Origin of the sequence: Cupriavidus sp. H18C2 (assembly GCF_049393795.1) — a bacterium.
Taxonomy (GTDB): Bacteria; Pseudomonadota; Gammaproteobacteria; order Burkholderiales; family Burkholderiaceae; genus Cupriavidus; species Cupriavidus pauculus_C.
The window spans coordinates 1,914,878-1,937,050 of the sequence record NZ_CP186011.1 but is presented as its reverse complement, the minus strand read 5'-3'; the positions used below and the strand labels follow the sequence as shown (position 1 = coordinate 1,937,050).

General features: G+C 67.7%; 15 protein-coding genes. 8 read left to right on the top strand and 7 right to left on the bottom strand.

Annotation, left to right across the window (positions count from 1 at the left end; translation table 11 throughout):
* Positions 1-6 precede the first annotated feature (6 nt).
* On the bottom strand, positions 7-942 hold the full coding sequence (locus EPAKOI_RS25235; protein ID WP_423194037.1) for a 2-hydroxyacid dehydrogenase: 936 nt from the start codon (positions 940-942) through the stop codon (positions 7-9).
* A 403-nt stretch (positions 943-1,345) separates the two neighbouring features.
* On the opposite strand from EPAKOI_RS25235, the gene EPAKOI_RS25230 reads away from it, so the two are divergent.
* Positions 1,346-3,088 (top strand): OPT/YSL family transporter, encoded by a 1,743-nt coding sequence (locus EPAKOI_RS25230; protein ID WP_423194036.1) that lies wholly within the window; start codon positions 1,346-1,348, stop codon positions 3,086-3,088.
* A gap of 7 nt (positions 3,089-3,095) precedes the next feature.
* Here EPAKOI_RS25230 and EPAKOI_RS25225 read toward each other — a convergent pair whose 3' ends face one another.
* Positions 3,096-4,508 (bottom strand): PLP-dependent aminotransferase family protein, encoded by a 1,413-nt coding sequence (locus EPAKOI_RS25225; protein ID WP_423194035.1) that lies wholly within the window; start codon positions 4,506-4,508, stop codon positions 3,096-3,098.
* A gap of 122 nt (positions 4,509-4,630) precedes the next feature.
* Between EPAKOI_RS25225 and cyoA the strand changes: the two genes are divergently transcribed.
* From cyoA to cyoD, 4 genes are read left to right on the top strand one after another with little or no spacing between them, the layout of a single operon-like run.
* Positions 4,631-5,626, top strand: a complete 996-nt coding sequence (gene cyoA, locus EPAKOI_RS25220; protein WP_423194034.1) for a ubiquinol oxidase subunit II — start codon at positions 4,631-4,633, stop codon at positions 5,624-5,626.
* 6 nt (positions 5,627-5,632) lie between these two features.
* Positions 5,633-7,627, top strand: coding sequence for a cytochrome o ubiquinol oxidase subunit I (cyoB, locus tag EPAKOI_RS25215; protein ID WP_423194033.1), 1,995 nt, complete (start codon positions 5,633-5,635; stop codon positions 7,625-7,627).
* Positions 7,628-7,629: 2 nt separating this feature from the next.
* Complete coding sequence (gene cyoC, locus EPAKOI_RS25210) at positions 7,630-8,292, top strand: cytochrome o ubiquinol oxidase subunit III (protein WP_423194032.1); 663 nt, start codon at positions 7,630-7,632, stop codon at positions 8,290-8,292.
* Positions 8,292-8,654, top strand: coding sequence for a cytochrome o ubiquinol oxidase subunit IV (gene cyoD / locus EPAKOI_RS25205; RefSeq protein WP_423194031.1), 363 nt, complete (start codon positions 8,292-8,294; stop codon positions 8,652-8,654). The genes cyoC and cyoD overlap by 1 nt, the downstream gene beginning before the upstream one ends.
* Positions 8,655-8,747: 93 nt before the next feature.
* Here the strand turns inward: cyoD and EPAKOI_RS25200 are convergent, their stop codons facing one another.
* The 3 genes from EPAKOI_RS25200 to EPAKOI_RS25190 form a co-directional block, all read right to left on the bottom strand.
* A complete protein-coding gene (locus EPAKOI_RS25200) occupies positions 8,748-9,239 on the bottom strand; it encodes a DUF421 domain-containing protein (RefSeq protein WP_124685765.1) in 492 nt (163 codons plus the stop codon).
* A gap of 129 nt (positions 9,240-9,368) precedes the next feature.
* On the bottom strand, positions 9,369-9,665 hold the full coding sequence (locus tag EPAKOI_RS25195; protein WP_124685764.1) for a hypothetical protein: 297 nt from the start codon (positions 9,663-9,665) through the stop codon (positions 9,369-9,371).
* Positions 9,666-9,943: 278 nt separating this feature from the next.
* A complete protein-coding gene (locus EPAKOI_RS25190; protein ID WP_124685763.1) occupies positions 9,944-10,138 on the bottom strand; it encodes a DUF1059 domain-containing protein in 195 nt (64 codons plus the stop codon).
* Positions 10,139-10,279: 141 nt separating this feature from the next.
* On the opposite strand from EPAKOI_RS25190, the gene EPAKOI_RS25185 reads away from it, so the two are divergent.
* Positions 10,280-10,933, top strand: coding sequence for a DsbA family oxidoreductase (locus EPAKOI_RS25185; RefSeq protein WP_313839397.1), 654 nt, complete (start codon positions 10,280-10,282; stop codon positions 10,931-10,933).
* On the opposite strand, the gene EPAKOI_RS25180 is transcribed toward EPAKOI_RS25185, so the two are convergent.
* Together EPAKOI_RS25180 and EPAKOI_RS25175 are read right to left on the bottom strand one after the other, a co-directional pair.
* Positions 10,924-12,000, bottom strand: a complete 1,077-nt coding sequence (locus tag EPAKOI_RS25180; RefSeq protein WP_423194030.1) for a porin — start codon at positions 11,998-12,000, stop codon at positions 10,924-10,926. The two genes, EPAKOI_RS25185 and EPAKOI_RS25180, sit on opposite strands and share 10 nt — an antisense overlap.
* 345 nt (positions 12,001-12,345) lie before the next feature.
* Entirely contained in the window at positions 12,346-12,993 is a 648-nt protein-coding gene (locus tag EPAKOI_RS25175; RefSeq protein WP_253700318.1) for a response regulator transcription factor, read from the bottom strand.
* A 696-nt stretch (positions 12,994-13,689) separates the two neighbouring features.
* Here EPAKOI_RS25175 and EPAKOI_RS25170 point away from each other — a divergent pair.
* The gene (locus EPAKOI_RS25170; RefSeq protein ID WP_423194029.1) at positions 13,690-20,079 is read left to right on the top strand and encodes a filamentous hemagglutinin N-terminal domain-containing protein; all 6,390 of its coding nucleotides are present in this window, start codon (positions 13,690-13,692) and stop codon (positions 20,077-20,079) included.
* A 336-nt stretch (positions 20,080-20,415) separates the two neighbouring features.
* On the top strand, positions 20,416-22,119 hold the full coding sequence (locus EPAKOI_RS25165; protein WP_423194028.1) for a ShlB/FhaC/HecB family hemolysin secretion/activation protein: 1,704 nt from the start codon (positions 20,416-20,418) through the stop codon (positions 22,117-22,119).
* Positions 22,120-22,173 lie beyond the last annotated feature (54 nt).

The following is a 22,173-nucleotide window of genomic DNA, read 5'->3' as shown; positions in this document are numbered from 1 at the left end:
GGGGCGTCAGCCCACCGGGGCCACCAGCGGCTCGCCGGCAAAGTGGCGGCGGGCGTTTTCCAGGAACTGGTTCACCGATGCCAGCACCGCCTCGGGCGACCATCCGCCCACGTGCGGCGTCAGCACGACGTTCGGGCAATCGAACAGTTCGGCCGGCGGCTCGGGCTCGCTCTCGTAGACGTCCAGCCCGGCGCCGCCAAGCTGGCCGGCCCGCAGCGCGTTGCCCAGGGCGGCCGTGTCTACCACGCTGCCGCGCGCGATGTTGACCAGGTAGCCGCCCGGCCCCAGCGCGCGCAGCACGCCCGCATTGACCATATGGCGCGTGGCCGGGCCGCCCGGGGTGGCGACCACGAGGTAGTCGGCCCATTCGGCCAGCGCCATCACATCGGCAAAGTAACGGTACGGAGCGTCCTCGCGCGGGCGGCGGTTGTGGTAGCCCACCTCCAGATCGAACGCCTGGCCGCGCTGGGCGATGCGCCGGCCAATCGTGCCCAGCCCGATGATGCCCAGCCGCTTGCCGGACACATTGGGCGGCAGCGCGATGGTCGTGCGCCAGATGCCGTCGCGCGTGGCGCGGTCCAGCGAGGGCACGCGGCGCACGGTGGCCAGCAGCAGCGCCATCGCGTGGTCGGCCACGCAGCTATCGTTCGTGCCCGCGCCGTTGCCCACGGCAATGCCGCGCGCCCGGCAGGCGGCGATGTCGATGTTCTCGTACCCGGCGCCCAGCGCGCACACCAGCGTCAGTTGCGGCATGGCGGCAACGTCCGCGGCCGTCAGGCCCGTGGTGCCGTTGGTCAGCACCGCGCGGAACGTGCCGCCCTTGCTGGCGATGGCTTCGGCCCGCTGCGCGGCATCGGGCGCGTAGCAGACGTCGTATTGGCGGGAAACGAGGACGAGGTGGTCCGGTTCGAGCTGGACCAGGACGAGCAGGGCGGGCTTCATGCGTGACAGCGGATCGAGAGAGGAAAGTCGTAAAGGCCGGCCAGGGCCGACCCCGCATTCTATGCCCGGGGGCGCCGGGCTGCCTGCGGCGCGCCGGTGTTGTGGGCGATTATCAGTCGGGATCGGCGGGCGTGGCGGGGCGCAGAAATGGGTACGCTGTGGCGGGGCGGAGGGCGCAGAAATGGGTACGCTTTTGCAGGTGGGTGTTGTTTTTGGCGGGGGCGGTACGCATGCGCCTGCCCTCTCCCCCGGCCCCTCTCCCGCGTTGCGGGAGAGGGGAGAACCCCGCAGGTCTTTCGATCGCTCACGGTTTGCTCCCCTCTCCCGCTTGCGGGAGAGGGGCCGGGGGTGAGGGCCAGCCGGCCAATTGCCGACCACCCTGATTCGCCGCCACAATCGAGCCATGCGCCTGCCCACCCCCCACACCTGGCCCTACCACCTGCTGCTTGGCGCGGCCGGCATGCTCGTGCTGGGGCCGCTGGGGGGCGTGGCGGCGGCGTACATGAACTTCTCGCTGGGGTTCTTCGTGGGCGGGCAGGTGCTGGCCGGCATCCTTGGCTCGGCGGTGACGGCCGGGTATGGCGCGGCGGGGCGGCATGGGGCCAACTACATCCAGACCGCGGCGGCGTCGGTGGCGGGGATGGGTGGCATGGTGGTCGTCATCCAGGCGATGGGATGGATGGGCATGGCGCAGCCGCCGCTGTGGCAGTTGATCGGCTACATGCTCTGCATCGGCATGTACGGCGTGGGCGTGGGCATGCTCTACACGCCGTTGCTGGTGGATCGCATGCAGCTCACGTTCCCGTCCGGGCTGGCCGTGGCCAACATCCTGCGTGCGCTGACCGATCCGGTGCTGCTGCGCCGGTCGCTGGCGCGGCTGGCCGGCGGGATGGGCGCGGGCGTGCTGGCCGGGGTGGGGGCCACGCGCGTGGCGTGGCTGGGTGCCATCGACCTGTCGGCGTCGACGTTCGGCGTCGGGATGATCGTCGGCGCGCGCATCGGCATCGCCGCGCTGGTGGGCGGGCTGGCCGGGTGGGCGCTGACGCCGTACTTCGTGTCCATCGGCTGGCTGGCGCCGGGCGATCCCTATCGCAAGATCACGTTCCTGCTGGCGCTGGGGATGATCATGGGCGCCGCCGCCGTGGACGTGCTGCTCCTGCTGGCGCGTGCCTGGCAGCGCGCGCGGCGGGCCACCGGCGGATCGGCGGGCCGTGCGTCGGCGCCGCAGCGCTGGATCGTCGCCTGGGTCGTGGTCTGGGGCCTGGCGGTGGTCGCCAGCGGCGCCGCATGGTTCGACCAGCCCGTCGGCTACCAGTTGATGGCCGTCGGGCTGGTGCTGGTCTTTGCGCTGGTCAACGGCATCTCGGTGGGGATGGTCGACCAGAACCCGATTTCGTCCGCGTTCGTGCTGACCGTGATCCTGATGGCGGCGGTGGGGCTGCGCCAGCCCCATGTCGGGCTGATCGCGGCGACGGTGCTGCTGGTCTCCACGGCCGAGGCGTGCGACATGCAGCAGGACCGCTCCACGGGCTGGCGGCTCGGCACCAACCGCACGGTGCAGTTTGCCTACCAGGTGGCGGGGATCGTGGTGGGCGCGGTGCTGGCGGTGCTGCTGGCGCGGCTGTTCATGGATGCCTATCCGGTGCTGCGGCTCGACCAGACCGTGCTGCCGGCCGACCAGCAGCCGGCGCGCTGGACATCGGCCATGACCTACAAGATCGTCGGCGCGCTGCGCAGCATGACCGAGGACCGGCCCTACCAGCGGCTGGCGGTCTGGATCGGCGTGGGTATCGGACTGGTGACCGAGGTCCTGCGCAAGGCGCTGCGCGCGTGGCCGCGCTATATGCGGTTTGCCCAGGCGGGCCGGGCCGGCCGGACTTGCGATTTCGTGCTCGATGCGGTGGTGCTGCCGTCGCCGTATGCGTCGTCGTTTGGCGGCTTTGTCAACCTGCCGGCCACCGTGTGGATGGCGGCCGGCGGCGTGGCGGCCAGCCTGTGGGACAGCCGGGCGCGCCGGGCATCGCGCGACGCGGCGCTGCCCGAGGACATGAGCACGACTTCGCTGGTGGGCGGCGGGCTGATTGCCGGCGACGCGCTGGCCGCGCTGGGCTTCGGCGTGGCCGGGCTGCTGGCCGTGGTGGGCTGACGCCGGCTCAGATCACCGGCATCGACGCATGGGGCGGCTTGCCCGCCAGCAGGCCTGACAGCTTCTTCAGTGCCATCGATAGCTGCGCGCGGTCCGGCACGCCGCCCAGCGCGATGCGGATGGCGTTGGGCGGCGCGGCGCCGTCGTGGAACACGTCAGACGCGGTGACGCGCAGCGAGGCGTCCTGCGCCGCGCGGCTGAATCCGGCCGATGACCAGTAGCTGGGCAGCGCGTGCCAGACGTGGATGCCCGACGGCGCAAACGGGCCGCTGGCCGCCAGCCATTGCCGGGCAATCTGCTGGCGCGCGGCCGCTTCCTCGCGGATGCCGGCCAGCAGCGCGGCGGCCGAGCCGTCGCGGATCCACTGGGTCGCCAGCGCCGTGGCAATCGGCGACGCCATCAGCGTGATCGCGCGCAGCGCGCCGAGGATCGATTCCTGCATGTCGCGGTCGGGCGCCACCACATAGGCGGTGCGCAGCCCCGGACTCAGGCATTTGGCCAGCGTGGCGATGTAGACGGTCTGGTCCGGCGCGATGGCGGCCAGCGGCGGCGGCGCGTCGGGCGTCAGCAGCCAGTACGGGTCGTCCTCGACGATCAGCACGCCATGCTGCCGGGCCACGCGGACGATCTCGCGCCGGCGCGCCGCGGGCATCGTGTGGGTGGTGGGGTTCTGCAGCGTCGGGTTGAAGTAGACGAGCTGGACGTTGCCGCTGCGGCAGGCGGCGTCGAGCGCGTCGGGGCGCATGCCGTCGGCGTCGACGGCGATGGTGGCCACCTGCCGGCCCAGTTCGGCGGCCGCGCCGCGCACGCCCGGGTAGACCAGCGGTTCGGCGGCGATGGTGCCGCCGGGCGTGGTGCGGCTCAGGATCAAGGCGGCCAGCGCGGGCTGGGCGCCGGGGCTGGCCATCACGCGCTCGGGCGCCACGTCGCCCAGCATCGGCGCCAGCCACTGCGCGCCGGCCACGCGGTCGGGCATGGTGCCGCCGCCAAGCTGGTAGGTCATCAGCAGGTTGGCGTCGGCGCGCAGCGTCACCTGGGCCAGCCCGCGCCGCAGCAGGTCGGCAAAGTCGATGCCGGCCGGCGGGGGCGGCACGTTCATGCTCAGGTCCACGGCCTGCGCCAGTTCAAAGGCCGGGGCGGCGACGAAGGTGCCGAGCGAACCGCGCGGCGCCACCAGCCCGCGCCGGCGGGCCTCGGCCAGCGCCCGGGTGACCGTGGTCAGGTCGACGGCGAACAGCGCCGCCAGTTCGCGCTGGGGCGGCAGGCGGTCGCCGGGCACCAGCCGGCCGTCGGCCATCGCCATCTCCAGAAAACCGGCGATCTGGATGTAGCGCGGCCCGGCGCCGGGCGCGAACGCGCCGATCCACGCGGGTTTGGCGGGCGGCGGGTTGCCGGGGCGCACGGGCTGCGTTGTAGGCAAGACAAGACTCCACTTGTATGGATGTTGTCTTACCTTAGCATGCGCCGCACCGCAGGCAAATCCATACAAATACCCGGTTGCCGGGTCTGCCCCGCCTGCGCCCCCGAACCAAGGTGTTTGACATGCGTAAGCCACCAGCCGACCCGTGCGGGCGTCGGCGCCCCCCGTCCCGTCCTGCCGCCTCATCGTTCCTGCCGCCCGGCGCCTGCCTGGCCGCCATCGCGCCGCTGATCCTGACCGGCTGCACGTGGGACCTGCTGAACCCCAGCGGCTCCATCGGCGTGCAGACGCGCAACCTGATCGTGCTGGCCACGGCGCTGATGCTGCTGGTGGTGGTGCCCGTGATCATCCTGACGCTGGTGTTCGCGTGGCGCTACCGCGAAGGCAATACCCGGGCCGCGTACGCGCCGCGCTGGTCGCATTCCACCCGGATCGAAGTGGTGGTGTGGGGCATCCCGTGCGTCATCGTGGCGCTGCTGGGCATCATCATCTGGGACACCACGCACAAGCTGGACCCGTTCCGCCCGCTGGAATCAGCTGTCGCGCCGCTGCAGGTGGACGTGGTGGCGCTGGACTGGAAGTGGCTGTTCATCTATCCGCAGTACGGCGTGGCGTCGCTGAACGAACTGCCGATCCCGGTGGGCACGCCGGTCAACTTCCGCATCACGGCCGAGTCGACGATGAACGCGCTGTTCATCCCGCGGCTGGGCAGCATGGTCTATGCGATGGCCGGCATGCAGACGAAGCTGCACCTGATTGCCGACCAGCCCGGCGTGTTCGACGGCCGCTCGGCGGCCTACAGCGGCGCGGGGTTCTCGGACATGCATTTCCGGACCGTTGCCACGTCGCGGGCCGATTTCGACGCCTGGGTGGCGCGCGCCCGCGCATCGGGCCACACGCTGGACGCGGCGGCCTACCGCCGGCTGGAGCAGCCCAGCAGCAAGGACCCCGTCACCGTCTACGGCAAGGTGGACCCGCGCCTGTTCCAGGGCGTGGTGGACCAGTACATGGCCGGCAACGGCGACATCTGCCGGGCCGACACCCCGGTCACCCTGAGCGCCATTGCCGGCGCCAACATGCCGCCGCTCCCGGCGCAGCAGACCACGCTGGAGCGCTAACCCATCATGTTCGGAAAACTTTCTCTCGACGCCATCCCGCTGCACGAGCCCATCATCATGGGCACGCTGGTGGCGGTGCTGCTGGGCGGCGCCGCGCTGCTGGCCGCGATCACGCGCTACCGCAAGTGGGGCTATCTCTGGACCGAGTGGATCTGCTCGGTGGACCACAAGCGCATTGGCGTGATGTACATCGTGCTGGCGCTGGTCATGCTGCTGCGCGGGTTTGCCGACGCCATCATGATGCGCACGCAGCAGGCCATCGCCGTGGGCGAGGCGGCCGGCTACCTGCCGCCGCACCACTACGACCAGATCTTCACCGCGCACGGCGTGATCATGATCTTCTTCGTCGCCACGCCGTTCATCCTGGGCCTGATGAACGTGATCGTGCCGCTGCAGATTGGCGCGCGCGACGTGGCGTACCCGTTCGTCAACTCGCTGAGCTTCTGGATGTCGGCCATGGGCGCGGTGCTGGTCATGCTGTCGATGTTCGTCGGCGACTTCGCGGCCACGGGCTGGGTGGCCTATCCGCCGCTGAGCGGGCTCGGGTACAGCCCGACCGTGGGCGTGGACTACTACATCTGGTCGCTGCAGATATCGGGGCTGGGCACCACGCTGACCGGCATCAACTTCATCGTGACGATCCTGCGCATGCGCGCGCCGGGCCTGACGCTGATGAAGATGCCGGTGTTCACGTGGACGGCGCTGATCACCAACATCCTGATCGTGGCCATCTTCCCGGTGCTGACGGCCACGCTGGCGCTGCTGGCGGCCGACCGCTACCTGGACATGCACATCTTCACGACCGAGCTGGGCGGCAACGCGATGATGTACGTGAACCTGATCTGGATCTGGGGCCACCCGGAGGTCTACGTGCTGATCCTGCCGTGCTTCGGCGCGTTCTCGGAGATCATCGCCACGTTCTCGCGCAAGCCGCTGTTCGGGTACACGTCGATGGTGTACGCCACGTCGTCCATCGGCGTGCTGTCGTTCTTCGTCTGGCTGCACCACTTCTTCACGATGGGATCGGGCGCCAGCGTCAATGCGTTCTTCGGCATCATGACGTCGATCATCTCGATTCCCACCGGCGTCAAGCTGTTCAACTGGCTGTTCACGATGTACCGGGGGCGCATCCGCTTCCACTCGTCCACGCTCTGGACCATCGGCTTCATGGTCACGTTTGCCGTGGGCGGCATGACCGGCGTGCTGCTGGCCGTGCCGGGCGCGGACTTCGTGCTGCACAACAGCCTGTTCCTGATCGCCCACTTCCACAACGTGATCATTGGCGGCGTGGTGTTCGGCTGCCTGGCGGCCATGACGTTCTGGTTCCCCAAGGTGTTCGGCTTCACGCTGAACGAGTTCTGGGGCAAGGTGGCGTTCTGGTGCTGGCTGGTAGGCTTCTACCTGGCGTTCATGCCGCTCTACGCGCTGGGCCTGCAGGGCATGACGCGGCGCATGAACCACTACAACAACCCTGACTGGCAGCCGTACCTGATCGTCGCGCTGGTGGGCGCCGTGGTCATCGGCTGCGGCATCCTGGCGATCCTCTGGCAGCTGTTTGTCAGCGTGCGCGACCGCCACCAGCACCGCGACCTGACCGGCGATCCGTGGGACGGCCGCAGCCTGGAATGGGCCACCGCGTCGCCGGCGCCGTTCTACAACTTCGCGCACGTGCCGCAGATCACGTCGCTGGAGCAGCACTGGGACGACAAGGAGACCGGCCGCGCCTACCGGGTCGACGCGCCGTACGCGGACATCCACATGCCGCGCAACACGTCGGCGGGGTTCATCGTGTCGGCGTTCGGGCTGGTGCTGTGCTTCGCGCTGGTCTGGCACATCTGGTGGCTGGCCGGCTTCGGGCTGGTGGCGATGATCCTGACGTTCATCGCCCGCAGCTACGACCGCGACGTGGACTACTACGTGCCGGCCGCCGAGGTCGCGCGCATCGAACAGGCCCGCCACGCCCAGCTGGGCGCCGCGCTGGCCGCCCGGGGAGCCAACTGACCATGACCACCACCCTGAAACTCCAGGCCGGCGCGGCGGACGTGCCGCACGCGGCCGCCGCCCCTGCGCACGACGCCGGGCACGACCATCATGCCCAGGCCCAGGCATCGACGCTGAAGCTCGGGTTCTGGATCTACCTGATGAGCGACTGCCTGATCTTCGCGTCGCTGTTTGCCACGTTCGGCGTGCTGCTGCACGGCACGGCCGGCGGCCCCACCGGGCGCGAGCTGTTCGACCTGCGCTTCGTGCTGGCCGAGACCGTGCTGCTGCTGACCAGCAGCCTGACGTTCGGCGTGGCGATGCTGAAGCTGGACGAAGCCGGCAAGGGCGCCCCGCAGGCCGTGATTCGCTGGCTGGTGCTGACGTTCGCGCTGGGCGCCGCCTTCGTGTGCATGGAGGTATACGAATTCCGCGAACTGCTGCACGAGGGCGCGGGGCCGCACCGCAGCGCCTACCTGTCGGCGTTCTTCATGCTGGTGGGCACGCACGGGCTGCACGTCAGCGCCGGCCTGCTGTGGATCATCGTCATGGTCAACCAGGTGCAGGTGTTCGGGCTGGACGCCGTGGTGCGCCGCCGGCTGGCCTGCCTGAGCCTGTTCTGGCATTTCCTGGACCTGGTGTGGATCTTCGTGTTCACGGTGGTCTACCTGCGGGAGTTCCTGTGATGTCCCAATCCGAAGCCATCCATCCTGCCGCCCATGGCAGCCTGCGCAGCCACCTGATCGGCTACGCGCTGTCGCTGGTGCTGACGTTCCTGTCGTTTGGTGCCGTGATGGGCCGGCTGCTGCCGCCGCGCGCCGGGCTGGCGCTGATCGTGGCGCTGTGCGTGGTGCAACTGCTGGTGCAGCTCGTGTACTTCCTGCACCTGGGGCCGCGCCGCGGCCAGCGCGGCAATACGGCGATCTTCGCGTGCACGGTGGGCCTGATCGCCATCGTCGTGTCGGGGTCGCTGTGGGTCATGCACAACGCCAACCAGAACATGATGCCGATGCCGTCCGTGCCAGTTGGGGCGCGCGCGCCAGGCTGAGGCATCTGTGCCCGGCTCGGGCTGGAGCCGGTTCTTGACAGGACAGACGTGCGTTCCCCGCACGGCCTGTCCTTTTTTGCTGTGGAGGCCGGGCTAGTCGTCAGTGATGACGCTGATCTTGCCGTCGGGCTCCAGGTACATGACCTTGACGTGCCGGTACGACTCCACGCCCTTCTCGCGCAGCTGCGCGGCCAGTTCCTCGTCGGTGATCGTGTGGCGCTCCATGTTGCGCACCACCTTCTTGCCGTTGCGCACCAGCACCACCTTCTGCGGTGTGACAAAGCGCCGGATCGCGGGCGACAGCCACGCGCCCAGGTCGAACAGCCGGTTCCAGGCCACCAGCGTGCCCACCAGCAGCGCGGCGTCGGCCACGCTGTCGCCCTTGCCGGCCATGCCGTTCTGCGCGGCATCGGCCACGATCACCACGATCAGCAGGTCGGCAATGCCAAGCGAGCCCACGTCGCGCCGGGCGACAAAGCGGAACATCAGGAACAGGAACCAGTACATCAGCGTGCCGCGCAGCATGGTTTCGAGCGGCGAAATGCTGAAGTGGAGCAGGTTGCCCCAGTCGACCGAAAGGTCCATGGCGGGTGCGGCGCAGGGCGCCTTGTTGAGCCTGCTTCCATGGTAAGGACCGGCGCGCGGGCGGTGCGACGGTGGCTGTCCGATCCCGCTGTCAGGCGGCTCCTACCCCTCCAGGCTCCCTCGCGCGACCTAGCCCCCGCCAGGATGCGCCTGCGACGCTTCCGACGCATAGTCGGCCGCGATCAGGATGACCAGCCGTGCCGATTCGGCCCGCCCGCGCTGCCCGGCCGCCTCGCGCAGCGCGCCAACCAGCTGGCGCAGCAGCGCGCCGGTGGACCGGCCGCCATCGAGCGTGCGGAAATGCATCATCGCCTTGTCGATCTCGGACGTGGCCAGCGCGGACACCGGCTCGCCCTGCTGGGCGGCATCGGCCTTCTCGACGATCTGGGTGGCATAGAGCCGTACCACGGCATCATGGTCTGCCATCTCGACACTCCTTGGACGCCGGCGGCGCTGTGTTGGATGGCCGGACCATGCATATTCCGGTCCCGGCGCCGCCAAAGGGGGCCAGCCCCGCAGGCAGCGCGCATTCCCGGCCCGGCAGGCCGTGCAGATTTCACAAAGGCGGGAATTTATGGCCGTCGCGGTTGCGCAGGCGGGCCAAGGGGGGGAATGGCGGGGGATGGCAGGGGGGATGGCCGGGCAGACAGGGGCGGCGGCCGCGGACTTGCGCCGGCGTCCGTCGCCCCTGCGCAGTGCCGCCGTCAGGCCGGCGGCGCACCCTCCTTGAAACACGCCTTGAGCTGGCTGCGCAGTTCGGGCGAGTCCTGGTGGTCGTGAACCTGCACCGCGTGCTGCACGGCTGCTTCCAGCAGCTCGTCCTCCGTGTCGGCGCTCAATGCGACCGTGCAGTTCTTCTCGCTGGGAAACTCGCGGCAATCGATGTATTTGCGTCCCATGGCTGCCTCCTGGCGCGAATGATCGGCGCGCCAGAACCAGTATAGGGCGAGGGGTGATCGGGTGGGCGCCTGCACGCATCGGCAATTCGGACTAAGCTGTCGCGTCCCCGTTCTGAAAGCCGGCGCCGCCCGGACCATGCCATGCCCCAGTCACTCAGGATCGACTTTGTCTCGGATATCGCCTGCCCATGGTGCGCCATCGGCCTGGCGTCGCTGATGCAGGCGCTGGAGCGCACCCGCGACGTGGTGGACGCCCAAGTGGTCATGCACCCGTTCGAGCTGAACCCGCAGATGGGCCCGCAGGGCGAGGCCATCGTCGACTACCTGGGCAAGAAGTACGGCCGCACGCCGGCCCAGATTGCCGAGACGCAGGCCATGATCCGCGAGCGCGGCGCCAGCGTCGGGTTCAACTTCGGCCCGCGCGACTTTGTCTACAACACGTTCGACGCACACCGGCTGCTGCAATGGGCCGCCACGCAGGGCCGGCAGCTCCCGCTGAAGCAGGCGCTGCTGCAGGCGTACCACGGCGACGGCAAGGACCCCAGCAGCCACGACGTGCTGCGGGAGGCCGCCGCGTCCGTGGGGCTGGACGCCGCCGAGGCGCGCCGCGTCCTGGAGTCCGACGCCTACGCCGACGAAGTGCGGGCCGAGCAGCGCGAGTACCAGGGCATGGGCATCCAGTCGGTGCCGTCCGTGATCTTCAACAACCGCTACCTCGTCACCGGCGGCCAGCCGGTGGAGGCGTTCGAGCAGGCCATCCGCGAGATTGCCCGCGAGGCGCAGGGTCAGAACTGATGCCGCATGCCGACCATCACGCCCACGCGCGTGCTGCGGCTGACATCGGTGACCGGCGTGCCGGCCCAGTACTCGGTCTCGCGGCCCACCGTGCCGCCGCGCGCCACCACCACGTCTGACTCCAGGTACACGCTCGTGCGCTTGGAGAACGCGTAGTCGGCCACCAGCGCGACGCTGTCGGCATTGCCGGCGCCCAGGTGTACCGGTACATCCAGGAATTGCGTGGTGACGTTGCCTGACTGGCGATAGCGGTAGTAGGCGCCTGACAGGTGCAGCGCCTGCGTGAGCTGGTAGCCCAGGCCCACGTACGAGATGTTGAAGCGCGCGTCCTGGCCCGATTCGCGCCGCCCCAGGTGGCCGGCATAGGCGGTGGCCTTGCCCATCGCATACGAGCCGCCCACCGAGTAGTTGCGCACGGTGTTGGCGCCGTCGTCGCTGCGGCGCTGGTCGTACGCCACGCCCAGCGCCAGCGCGCCCTGCTGGTACTTCACCCCGCCGCCCAGCGTGGTGCCGCGCGCCAGCGTGCCGGGCTGCTCGCCCGCGCCGTAGTCGAGCTGGACCGAGAACGGGCCCACCTGCTTCTGGTAGACCACGCTGTTGTTGATCCGGTAGTCCTGGAAGAAGATGTCGCCGCCGATGTAGAGCGGGTCGGACCAGAACAGCCCCCAGCCCTTGGCCAGCGGGTCGAATTCCCAGGCGATGTTGTTCAGCGCGTTGTACTGGCGGCCAAAGGTCAGGCTGCCCCAGTGTCCGCTCAGGCCCACCCAGGCCTGGCGTCCGAACAGTGCGTCGTAGTTCATCTTGCCGGTATCGCTGCCGAAGCCGGCCTCCAGCTGGAAGATGGCATGGATGCCGCCGCCCAGGTCTTCGTCGCCCTTCAGGCCGAAGCGGCTGGCGGCCATGCCGCTGGACAGCACGCCCACCTGCGAATGGTGGCGGCCATCGATATTGGACGTATAGCGCACCGCCGAGTCGACGAGGCCATAGAGCGTCACGCCGGAGCCGGCGTACGCGGCGCAGGGCAACAGCCCGGCCGCTAGCAGCCAAAGGCTGGCTGGGGTCTTCACGAGTTGTCCTCCGGAATACGGATCGCATCCGGCGCGGGGCGCCGGAAGGGTCGGTTCAGGCAAGTACCTGAGGGGTTCCAGTCCTGCGCGGAAGTCCTTCGGCAAGAAGGACGCAGGGCGTTATCCGGCGAATGCGCCGGCCAGTTGGCACGGCGCCCGGATCGAGGGTCGAAGCGAATCGGCGAATGCTGTGAGCGGGCACAGGCAAGCCAGGGGGCGCGGGCGCGACGGCCCGGTGGTGATGCGCCGCCGTCACCTGCTTCGACATCGGCGCAGGTCCGGGTGCCTGAAAAGGCAGCACCGGCACGCACGGTGCGGCGGAAGGCCGGTAGTTTACCGCATCCGCTACGCCCGCAGCCCGTGCTCGGACGCGTAGTCGAACAGCTCGGCGTCGTTCTTGACCCCCAGCTTGCGCATGGCGCTGTGCTTCTGCGTGCTGACCGTATTGATGCTGCGATTCAGGTGCCGGGCCACCTCCGACGTGGTCATGCCGCCGACATAGAGCCGCAGCACTTCCATCTCGCGCGGGCTCAGCGTGTCCAGCGACCCGTTCTGCGACGTGCCGGGGCCGGGCCGGGTGATGGCCCGCCGCATCGTCGCGCCCAGATGCTCGCGCCCCTGAAAGGCGGCAATCACGGCGGCGGGCAGCTCGCGCATGTCGTCGCGCTTGTTCAGCAAGGCCAGCGCGCCGGCCCGGCGCATGCTGAGCAACAGCCCGGGGTTGTCCAGCATCGTCAGCACCACGATCCGCACCGCTGGAAACTTGGCGCGGATGGCGTTCAGCAGGACCAGCCCGTCGGGCACGCCGCTGCCCGGCATCGAGAAATCGGTAATCACCACGTCGCACTCGATGCGGGACAGGTTATCCATCAATCCCGGCGGATTGGCCGCCTCGGCGACCACGCTGAAGCCCAGTTGCCGGCTTAATATCTCCCGCACGCCGAACACGATGAATGGGTGATCGTCCGCGAGCATGACGCGTATGGTGGGCATAGTGCGTTTCCCAGAGTTTTCGGATGAGGGCGGCGGCCGCATGGAAAGCATCGCTGGCGAATCGCCAGGCCATTGGGGATCGGCACGCTTGGCATGTGGTGGGTCTGCTGCGGCAAGGCAGCGGAAGGGAGTCTGGCGTAGGACCGGCGATGGCGCCGCGGCGGGCGGGGCCGCCCGGCCGATACCGCAAGCATCAGGAAGGCGTAGGCAGATTCTGATTGGCGATCCGGCTGGACGCCACGCGGTCCAGACGAAGCCTAAGGACTCGTCATCTTTTGCGGGATGGAAACTTTTCTATTTTCTTTTTCAGATGTGACGCGCAAGGTCGCAATTCGCGCTGCCCTGGCGGACGGCCGATGTCGGGCCGATCTGGGCGTTTCTTGAGGACCTGTCCCACGTTTTAGTCGAATTACTATTTTATTTCCCGCATTCAAATCAGGCGACCCATTCGCCGCCGTCTGATTTTCTCTCAGATCCCCATCTTTAGAGTTTTTACGATTTTTGCTCGCTCCACGCGCTCATACGATTCGGTGCGTGGAGTAGCGGAACTCGTCCGTCCTGCCCTTCCGGCACCGACGGCCTCCGCATCCAGAACGAGACACCAGGCCTTACCGCCGCCTCTGCAGGCGGGCAACGCCTGCGAGTTGGGTCGCTGCCAGATGCAGCAGGTTTCTGAGAAATAGAGAGCAAGCAGTCATGAACAAGAATCGGTATCGCCGCGTATTCAGCAAGCATCTCGGCATGCTTGTGGCCGTTGCGGAAAATGTGAAGAGCCGCGGCAAGGCGCCTGGGGAAGGCGCCGCGGAGGCATCGCCCCAGCTGGGCGTGGTATCGGCGATGACGGCCATCGCCCTCGCCCTGTTTGCCTGGGACATGGACGAAGCCCGTGCCCAAGGACTGCCGACCCAGGGCAACGTCGTGGCCGGTCAGGCCACCATCTCGCAGCCGAACGGCTCGACGATGACCATCAATCAGGGCAGCCAGCGCGCTGTCATCGACTGGAACAGCTTCAGCATCGGCCAGGGCAATACTGTCCAGTTCAACCAGCCCAACGCACAGGCCCAGGCGCTGAACCGCGTCACGGGTGGGCTCCCCTCCAATATCCACGGCTCGCTGCTCGCCAACGGGCAGGTGCTGATCCAGAACGCCAACGGCGTGCTGTTCGGACGCGGTGCAGTGGTCAATGTCGGCTCGCTGCTCGCGACGACGAAATCCATCGACTCCAACGCCTTCATGGCCGGCAGCCCGCTGGCACTGAGCGCCACCGGCACGCAGGCCGGCATCATCAACGAAGGCTCCATCAACGCCCAGGGTTACGTGACCTTCATGGGCGACCAGGTCCGCAACGCGGGCGACATCAAGACCGGCCCGGGCGGACAAGTCCTGCTGGCCGCTGGCGATAGCGCCACGGTGGCCCTGCACAACGGCCAGGGCATCTCGCTGGTCCTGAACGACGCCACCGCCAACGCGCTGGCGGAAAACAGCGGCAACATCCACGCCCAGGACGGCACGGTGCTGATTACCGCGCGCGGCAAGGACACGCTCCTTAATACGGTTGTGAACCTCTCCGGCGTGGTCCGCGCCGGCACGGTCGTGGCCGACGCCGGCAAGACCGGCGACGTGGTCATGACCGGCAGCATCGACGCCTCGAACCGCAACGGCGGCCAGGGCGGCACGGTGGTACTGGCTGGCGACCGCGTCGGCCTGTTCGACAGCGCCTCGATCGATGCCTCGGGCGACTCGGCTGGCGGCAAGGTCATCCTTGGTGGTGACTCGCTGGGCAAGCTCGAAGGCACCGAAGCGCGCAAGCTGCTGCAGGATGGTGCGGGCTTTGCCAACTTCACGCAGGTGGGTGTCAACGCGCGGATCGATGCCGGTGCGCGGCATGGTGACGGTGGGTTCGTGGAAACCTCGGCTCACAACCTCAACGTCCAAGGCACGGTGACCGCCTCAGCGCCGAACGGCAAGTCTGGCGAATGGTTGATCGATCCGACCGATATCACCATCGGCACAGGTAACGATGCTGGCTACAGCGGTAGCGTCTCGGGTGGCTTCACGCCGACGGGCAGCACTGCCACGGTTCGCAACACGTCCATCAACGACGCCCTGAACGCAGGCACCGACGTCACGATCACCACGGCCAGCTCAGGTACGGCGGGCGGGAATATCGTGCAGAGCACCGGTGCCGACATTACAAAGACCGGCGGCGGCGCGGCGAATCTCACGCTGGTGGCAAACAGATCGATTACCCTCAACGGCAATATCACGTCCACCTCCGATGCGCTGAATCTGAATCTGACCTCGGGGATGGGCGGCGGATATGGCGCCGTTCTCCAATCAAGCGGCAGAACCATCGACTTGAATGGCGGACGGCTAACGGCGTACGGGGACACGACAAGCGCCTCAAGCGGCCATGCCATCAACATAAGCGGCACCCTGGCAAATATCGGCGGCGGCACCATTACCGGCTTTAGCGCCGGCAGCGTTGGCGTGTATATGAACACCGCCATGACGCAGGTGGGTGGCAGCCTCTCCATCTATGGCAGTTCCCGCTCGGAGACCGGCGTCTATATTGACAACGGATCCAACCTTACGATCTCCGGAGGATCGCAACTGGTCATCCATGGGGAAGGTGGCGGCTACGACGGCATCATGCACCGCGGCGTTCTTACCCTCAATGATGATGCCGCCGTCAGCTTGATTGGCAACACGACGGGCCGTTTGTACTCGGGCATTCGTCTCAACACGCTCAAGATTACAGTCAACAACAACGCCTCGCTGGATATCGAAGGCCACTCCACGGGCTCAGGAAGCGACTCGCAAGGCGTGACGATCCTGGGTGGCAATTACGCGACCAGCAGCATCTCGGTCTCGGGCAACGGGGTCGTCAACATTACCGGCGTAGGCAACTACGCGGATGGTATTCGAGCCTGCGGTGCGACGTCTATCAATATCTCGGACAACGGTGCGGTGAACCTCAACGGTACATCGAACAACGAGCCAGGCATATTCTTCGACACACTTCGGTATAACCTGCAGAACAATGCCACGCTGAATCTCAGCGGCAGCGGTAACGGATCGAATCCCGAATGGGCCGGCGTGGGTATCCTTGGCCAAGGATCCATGTCCGGAGACAGCAAGCTGACAGTCAACGGCGACGGACCCAAGGCCGCCGGTGTACGTTGGCAGGGTACGTTGAATATGTCGGGAAACGCGACCGTCGACATGACCGGCCAGTCGGATACCCAGGACGGCGTACTGATCCAAACCGTCATCAACGCCACTGACGATGCTCGAATCAACGTTTCGGGCACGTCGCGCGCCAACACCGCCACCTCAGCCGGCGTGCGCTTCGCATCCAACTCCAGCCTGAATCTCTCTGGAAACGTGAAGACCGACATCACTGGCGATTCGCGGTACCGCGAAGGGGTCCATTTCCAGGGTGGCGTCAACATCACCGACAACGCCTACATGAACGCTACCGGCACCTCCAGCGGTGGCGGTGACGCGGGCATCGGCGTGCGCGTGGGCACCACCAGCAACATTACCGTGAACGGCAACGGTACTGCCGTCCTGACGGGCGCCGCCCCCGACGGCCGCGACCACGCGCTCGAAGGCCGCATGCGGGTAAACGGAAACGGTGCCATCCACATCCTGACCGGCGATCGCGTCGCGCCTACCGATGGCAACGGCAACGGCCCGGACGGTAACGGCAATGGCCCGGACGGCAATGGCAACGGTCCCGATGGCAACGGTAACGGCCCTGACGGCAATGGCAACGGCCCCGACGGCAATGGCAACGGCCCCGACGGCAATGGCAACGGCCCCGACGGCAATGGCAACGGCCCCGACGGCAATGGCAACGGCCCCGACGGCAATGGCAACGGCCCCGATGGCAATGGCAACGGCCCCGATGGGAACGGCAATGGCCCCGACGGCAACGGTAACGGCCCGGATGGCAATGGCAACGGTCCTGACGGCAACGGCAACGGCCCCGACGGCAATGGCAACGGTCCCGACGGTAACGGCAATGGCCCGGACGGTAACGGCAACGGCCCCGACGGTAACGGCAACGGTCCCGACGGTAACGGCAATGGCCCGGACGGTAACGGCAACGGCCCCGACGGTAACGGCAATGGCCCCGACGGTAACGGCAATGGCCCCGACGGTAACGGCAATGGCCCCGACGGTAACGGTAACGGTCCCGACGGCAACGGCAATGGCCCCGACGGTAACGGCAATGGCCCGGACGGTAACGGCAACGGCCCCGACGGGAACGGTAACGGCCCGGACGGCAACGGTAACGGCCCCGACGGCAACGGCAATGGCCCGGACGGCAACGGTAACGGTCCCGATGGGAACGGTAACGGCCCCGACGGCAATGGCAACGGCCCCGACGGCAATGGCAACGGCCCCGACGGCAATGGCAACGGCCCCGATGGCAATGGCAACGGCCCCGATGGGAACGGCAATGGCCCCGACGGCAACGGTAACGGCCCGGATGGCAATGGCAACGGTCCTGACGGCAACGGCAACGGCCCCGACGGCAATGGCAACGGTCCCGACGGTAACGGCAATGGCCCGGACGGTAACGGCAACGGCCCCGACGGTAACGGCAACGGTCCCGACGGTAACGGCAATGGCCCGGACGGTAACGGCAACGGCCCCGACGGTAACGGCAATGGCCCCGACGGTAACGGCAATGGCCCCGACGGTAACGGCAATGGCCCCGATGGGAACGGCAACGGTCCCGACGGCAATGGCAACGGTCCCGACGGGAACGGCAACGGCCCCGATGGGAACGGCAACGGTCCGGACGGGAACGGTAACGGCCCGGACGGCAACGGCAACGGTCCCGACGGCAATGGCAACGGCCCCGACGGTAACGGCAATGGCCCGGACGGTAACGGCAATGGCCCTGACGGCAATGGCAACGGCCCGGACGGCAACGGCAACGGTCCCGATGGCAATGGCAACGGTCCCGACGGTAACGGCAATGGCCCGGACGGCAATGGCAACGGACCCGATGGGAACGGCAACGGCCCCGATGGGAACGGCAACGGTCCTGACGGGAACGGCAACGGCCCGGACGGTAACGGCAATGGCCCCGACGGCAATGGCAACGGCCCCGACGGTAATGGCAACGGCCCGGACGGTAACGGCAATGGCCCGGACGGGAACGGCAACGGCCCCGATGGGAACGGCAACGGCCCCGACGGGAACGGCAACGGCCCGGACGGGAACGGCAACGGCCCGGACGGTAACGGCAACGGCCCCGACGGGAACGGCAACGGCCCCGACGGCAATGGCAACGGCCCCGATGGGAACGGCAACGGCCCGGATGGCAATGGCAATGGCCCCGACGGGAACGGCAACGGCCCGGACGGCAATGGCAACGGTCCCGATGGGAACGGCAACGGCCCGGATGGCAATGGCAACGGTCCCGATGGCAACGGCAACGGCCCGGATGGCAACGGCAATGGCCCGGACGGTAACGGCAACGGTCCCGACGGCAACGGCAATGGCCCGGACGGTAACGGCAACGGCCCCGACGGTAACGGCAATGGCCCGGATGGCAATGGCAACGGTCCCGACGGGAACGGCAACGGCCCGGATGGGAACGGCAATGGCCCGGACGGCAACGGCAACGGCCCCGACGGCAATGGCAACGGTCCTGACGGCAACGGTAACGGCCCGGACGGGAACGGCAACGGCCCCGATGGCAACGGCAATGGCCCCGATGGGAACGGTAACGGCCCCGACGGTAACGGCAATGGCCCGGACGGTAACGGCAACGGCCCCGACGGGAACGGCAACGGCCCCGACGGCAATGGCAACGGCCCCGATGGCAATGGCAATGGCCCCGACGGGAACGGCAACGGCCCGGACGGCAATGGCAACGGTCCCGACGGGAACGGCAATGGCCCCGACGGGAACGGAAACGGTCCCGACGGCAATGGCAACGGTCCCGACGGGAACGGCAATGGCCCCGACGGGAACGGCAATGGCCCCGACGGCAATGGCAACGGTCCCGACGGCAATGGCAACGGCCCGGATGGGAACGGCAATGGCCCTGACGGAAACGGCAATGGCCCCGATGGGAACGGTAACGGCCCCGATGGGAACGGTAACGGCCCCGATGGGAACGGTAACGGCCCCGATGGGAACGGTAACGGCCCGGACGGCAATGGCAACGGCCCCGATGGGAACGGCAATGGCCCTGACGGCAACGGCAACGGCCCCGACGGTAACGGTAACGGCCCCGATGGGAACGGCAACGGCCCGGACGGTAATGGCAACGGCCCCGATGGGAACGGCAATGGCCCTGACGGCAACGGCAACGGCCCCGACGGGAACGGCAATGGCCCTGACGGGAACGGCAACGGTCCTGACGGAAACGGCAATGGCCCCGATGGCAACGGTAACGGCCCGGACGGCAACGGCAACGGCCCCGACGGCAACGGCAACGGCCCCGACGGCAACGGCAACGGCTCCGACGGCGGTAACGGCTCGAACGGTGGCAACGGCTCCGACGGCGGCGACAAGACGCCTGACGGGGGTTCGGACGGCTCCGGTGGTTCGGGCTCGGGTGGCTCCAACTCGGGTGCCACGGCCGGTGCAATCATGGGCGCGGTTGGCGCGGGCGGTATCCTCGCCTACGTGATCGACGACCTGGCCGACGCAAGCTGGTACCTCGATGCCCCGGTGCCGCTGACGGTCGAGTCCGACGAGGACAAGGCGTGGGAAGGTGCGCTGATGTCGGGTGCCACCGTCCAGGTGAAGGGCACGACGGCCACGGTCCAGGTGAAGACCAAGACCGGGACTGTCGAGCGCACGCTGACGTTGCGGGACGGCGCCAACGGGACGAAGCACTTCGTCTACGAGGACCCCGTCACCAAGACCAAGGCCGATCTGGCGGTGAACATGGAGACACGCGAGTTCTTCTACACCGAGGCCGGCGCGCCGAACGGCAAGCGCTACGTCGTGAAGAGCCACGGCTGGTTGAAGAGTGACGCTGCGCCAGCAGCAAGCACCAGCTCCACCGTCTCGGCTACGCCGGGTACGGCAGGCGGTATCGGCGGCTGACGATAGCCATGTGCCGGCGTCGAAAGGCGCCGGCATATTGGCGCCCGCCATGGGTCCAATCATTCAACAAGAACAAGCGGTTCCGATCAGTTTCCGATGCTGTTGATGCGGAAACTGATTCGGACCATTTTCATTTCGAACGCGCACATTCCCTGCCACACTCCGCTCACATGCATGGGGTGGGAGATGCTGGGTATGCGCCTAACGCTCGGGTCCACGTCGAGATTTCGTAAAACGGCTATTAGCCTGTGGCCGCTGCGCCGCTACGCTGACTTGCATGAACGCTCTCTGAGCAGAATCGGACATGCAAGATGTCTCGACCGGTTCTGGAAAATCTTGAAAACCATCGAAACCATGCTCCGGCAGCATGCCAGCCGCACGCGCATGCTCATGCGCTGCCTGTGCACCACGCTGCTAATCGCCGTCGCGCCTGTGCAGGCGCAGTCGGAAACACCACCCATCACGCAGACTGGCATTGCCGCCGCCAACGTCGCCTTTGACGTCGTCCCGGCGGGCAGCCGCGCACACGACGACATCGTCGGCGTTCTTCGCAAGGCTTCCGCCACGCTGGGCGACACGCCGACGACCCTCGAAGCCGTCGGGCAATGGTCGGACAGCCTCACCAATGCGTTGCGCCAGGGCGGCTATCCCGTCGGCCAGGTCCTTGTGACCGAGCCAGACTGGCAGGCGAGCCGGCAAGGCGCGCCGCTGAAGTTCACGGCCTTTCCTGGCCGCATTCATGAAGTCAAGATCGACAACAAGTCGCGCGTGAAGGATGCCCGGCTCTATCGGCTGATCACGAAGGCACTCTGTGGCGCCGACACGCTCGACCGCGTCTGCGTCCTGCAGACGTCGCGGCTGGAGCGCACCACGCAGCTCCTGCAGGACGTGCCGGGCGTGGCAATTGCCAAGGCGCCGCAGTTCTCGTCCGGTGGCGCGCTGGGCGGCATCGACGTGCTGTTCAGCCTGCAGCAGCGCGGCAAACCGTTGAGCGGCGACATCTTCATCGACAACCAGGGTATCGAGGCAACAGGTCTCACCCGACTCGGCGTGACCGGCTCCGGCAACAACTTCTTCGGGCTGGGCGAAAGCTACGCGCTGACGCTGACCGGCACCGAGAAACGCATGTGGACCGGGTCGCTGACCGGCAGCATTCCGATCTTCGACGACGGGCTGCGCCTCACGGGCGGCTTCACGCGCCAGCAGTACACGATCAACGCCTCCACGCGGCTGGCCGGCGTGGCCAACACCGCGCAGCTCGGGCTGAGCTACCCCATCACGCGCGGGCTCGACCGCAACGTTTGGGTCGGCGGCTCCTACCTGCACAGCCGCACGTCGACGTCGTATGTCGACTTCGAGAATGCGTTCTCGCACAGCACGCTCGATGCCTTCCGCTTCTCGCTGCAGGGGAACAATGGCGACCGGGCGCAGCAACTGCGTACCAACATCTGGAGCGGCGAAGTGGCTCTGACGGCCGGCCGCCGGCGCAGCAGTTCCCCGGCCACCGACGCGGCGGTCAATCGCAAGGACCATTACGGCAAGCTCGGCGTGTCGGCCTTCGGCACCTATGCACTGAACACCAGCGGCGACTTCTTCCTGTCCGGGCGCGCGAACGGCCAGTACGCCAGTACCAACCTGGACCCCAGCGAGAAGCTCAGCGTGGGCGGCCCCGGCGCCGTGCGCGCCTACCGGGCCGACGAAGGGTCGTTCGATGACGGCGTGATCCTCAATCTCGGCGTCCACAAGCGCGTGCCGATCGTCGCCGGCAATCAGCTCCAGTTCGGCCTGTTCTCGGACTTCGCGATCGGCAAGGTCAATCACAAGCCCTGGAGCCGCTGGGAATCCGGCTACGTCGGCATCCCCGGTGTCACCAACCGACGCATCCTGTCCGGCTACGGCCTGAGCGTGGAATGGCTGACATCGTTCGGCGCCACGTTCTCGGCCTCGGCATCCAAGGCATACGGCTTTTCCTCCACCTCATGGGTCGATCCCGGCAAGAAACCCGTGCAGTACTGGCTATCCGTGTCCTGGGCGAACTAGGCCAACGCAACGCAAGCACAACACGCCAAGCGCCCCTTTTCGAGAAAGACGGCT

Bases quoted from the DNA above. Each gene is read 5' to 3' on its own strand.
- EPAKOI_RS25235 (WP_423194037.1), bottom strand. From the start codon at position 942: ATGAAGCCCGCCCTGCTCGTCCTGGTCCAGCTCGAACCGGACCACCTC.
- EPAKOI_RS25230 (WP_423194036.1), top strand. From the start codon at position 1,346: ATGCGCCTGCCCACCCCCCACACCTGGCCCTACCACCTGCTGCTTGGC.
- cyoA (WP_423194034.1), top strand. From the start codon at position 4,631: ATGCGTAAGCCACCAGCCGACCCGTGCGGGCGTCGGCGCCCCCCGTCC.
- cyoB (WP_423194033.1), top strand. From the start codon at position 5,633: ATGTTCGGAAAACTTTCTCTCGACGCCATCCCGCTGCACGAGCCCATC.
- cyoC (WP_423194032.1), top strand. From the start codon at position 7,630: ATGACCACCACCCTGAAACTCCAGGCCGGCGCGGCGGACGTGCCGCAC.
- cyoD (WP_423194031.1), top strand. From the start codon at position 8,292: ATGTCCCAATCCGAAGCCATCCATCCTGCCGCCCATGGCAGCCTGCGC.
- EPAKOI_RS25200 (WP_124685765.1), bottom strand. From the start codon at position 9,239: ATGGACCTTTCGGTCGACTGGGGCAACCTGCTCCACTTCAGCATTTCG.
- EPAKOI_RS25195 (WP_124685764.1), bottom strand. From the start codon at position 9,665: ATGGCAGACCATGATGCCGTGGTACGGCTCTATGCCACCCAGATCGTC.
- EPAKOI_RS25190 (WP_124685763.1), bottom strand. From the start codon at position 10,138: ATGGGACGCAAATACATCGATTGCCGCGAGTTTCCCAGCGAGAAGAAC.
- EPAKOI_RS25185 (WP_313839397.1), top strand. From the start codon at position 10,280: ATGCCCCAGTCACTCAGGATCGACTTTGTCTCGGATATCGCCTGCCCA.
- EPAKOI_RS25175 (WP_253700318.1), bottom strand. From the start codon at position 12,993: ATGCCCACCATACGCGTCATGCTCGCGGACGATCACCCATTCATCGTG.
- EPAKOI_RS25170 (WP_423194029.1), top strand. From the start codon at position 13,690: ATGAACAAGAATCGGTATCGCCGCGTATTCAGCAAGCATCTCGGCATG.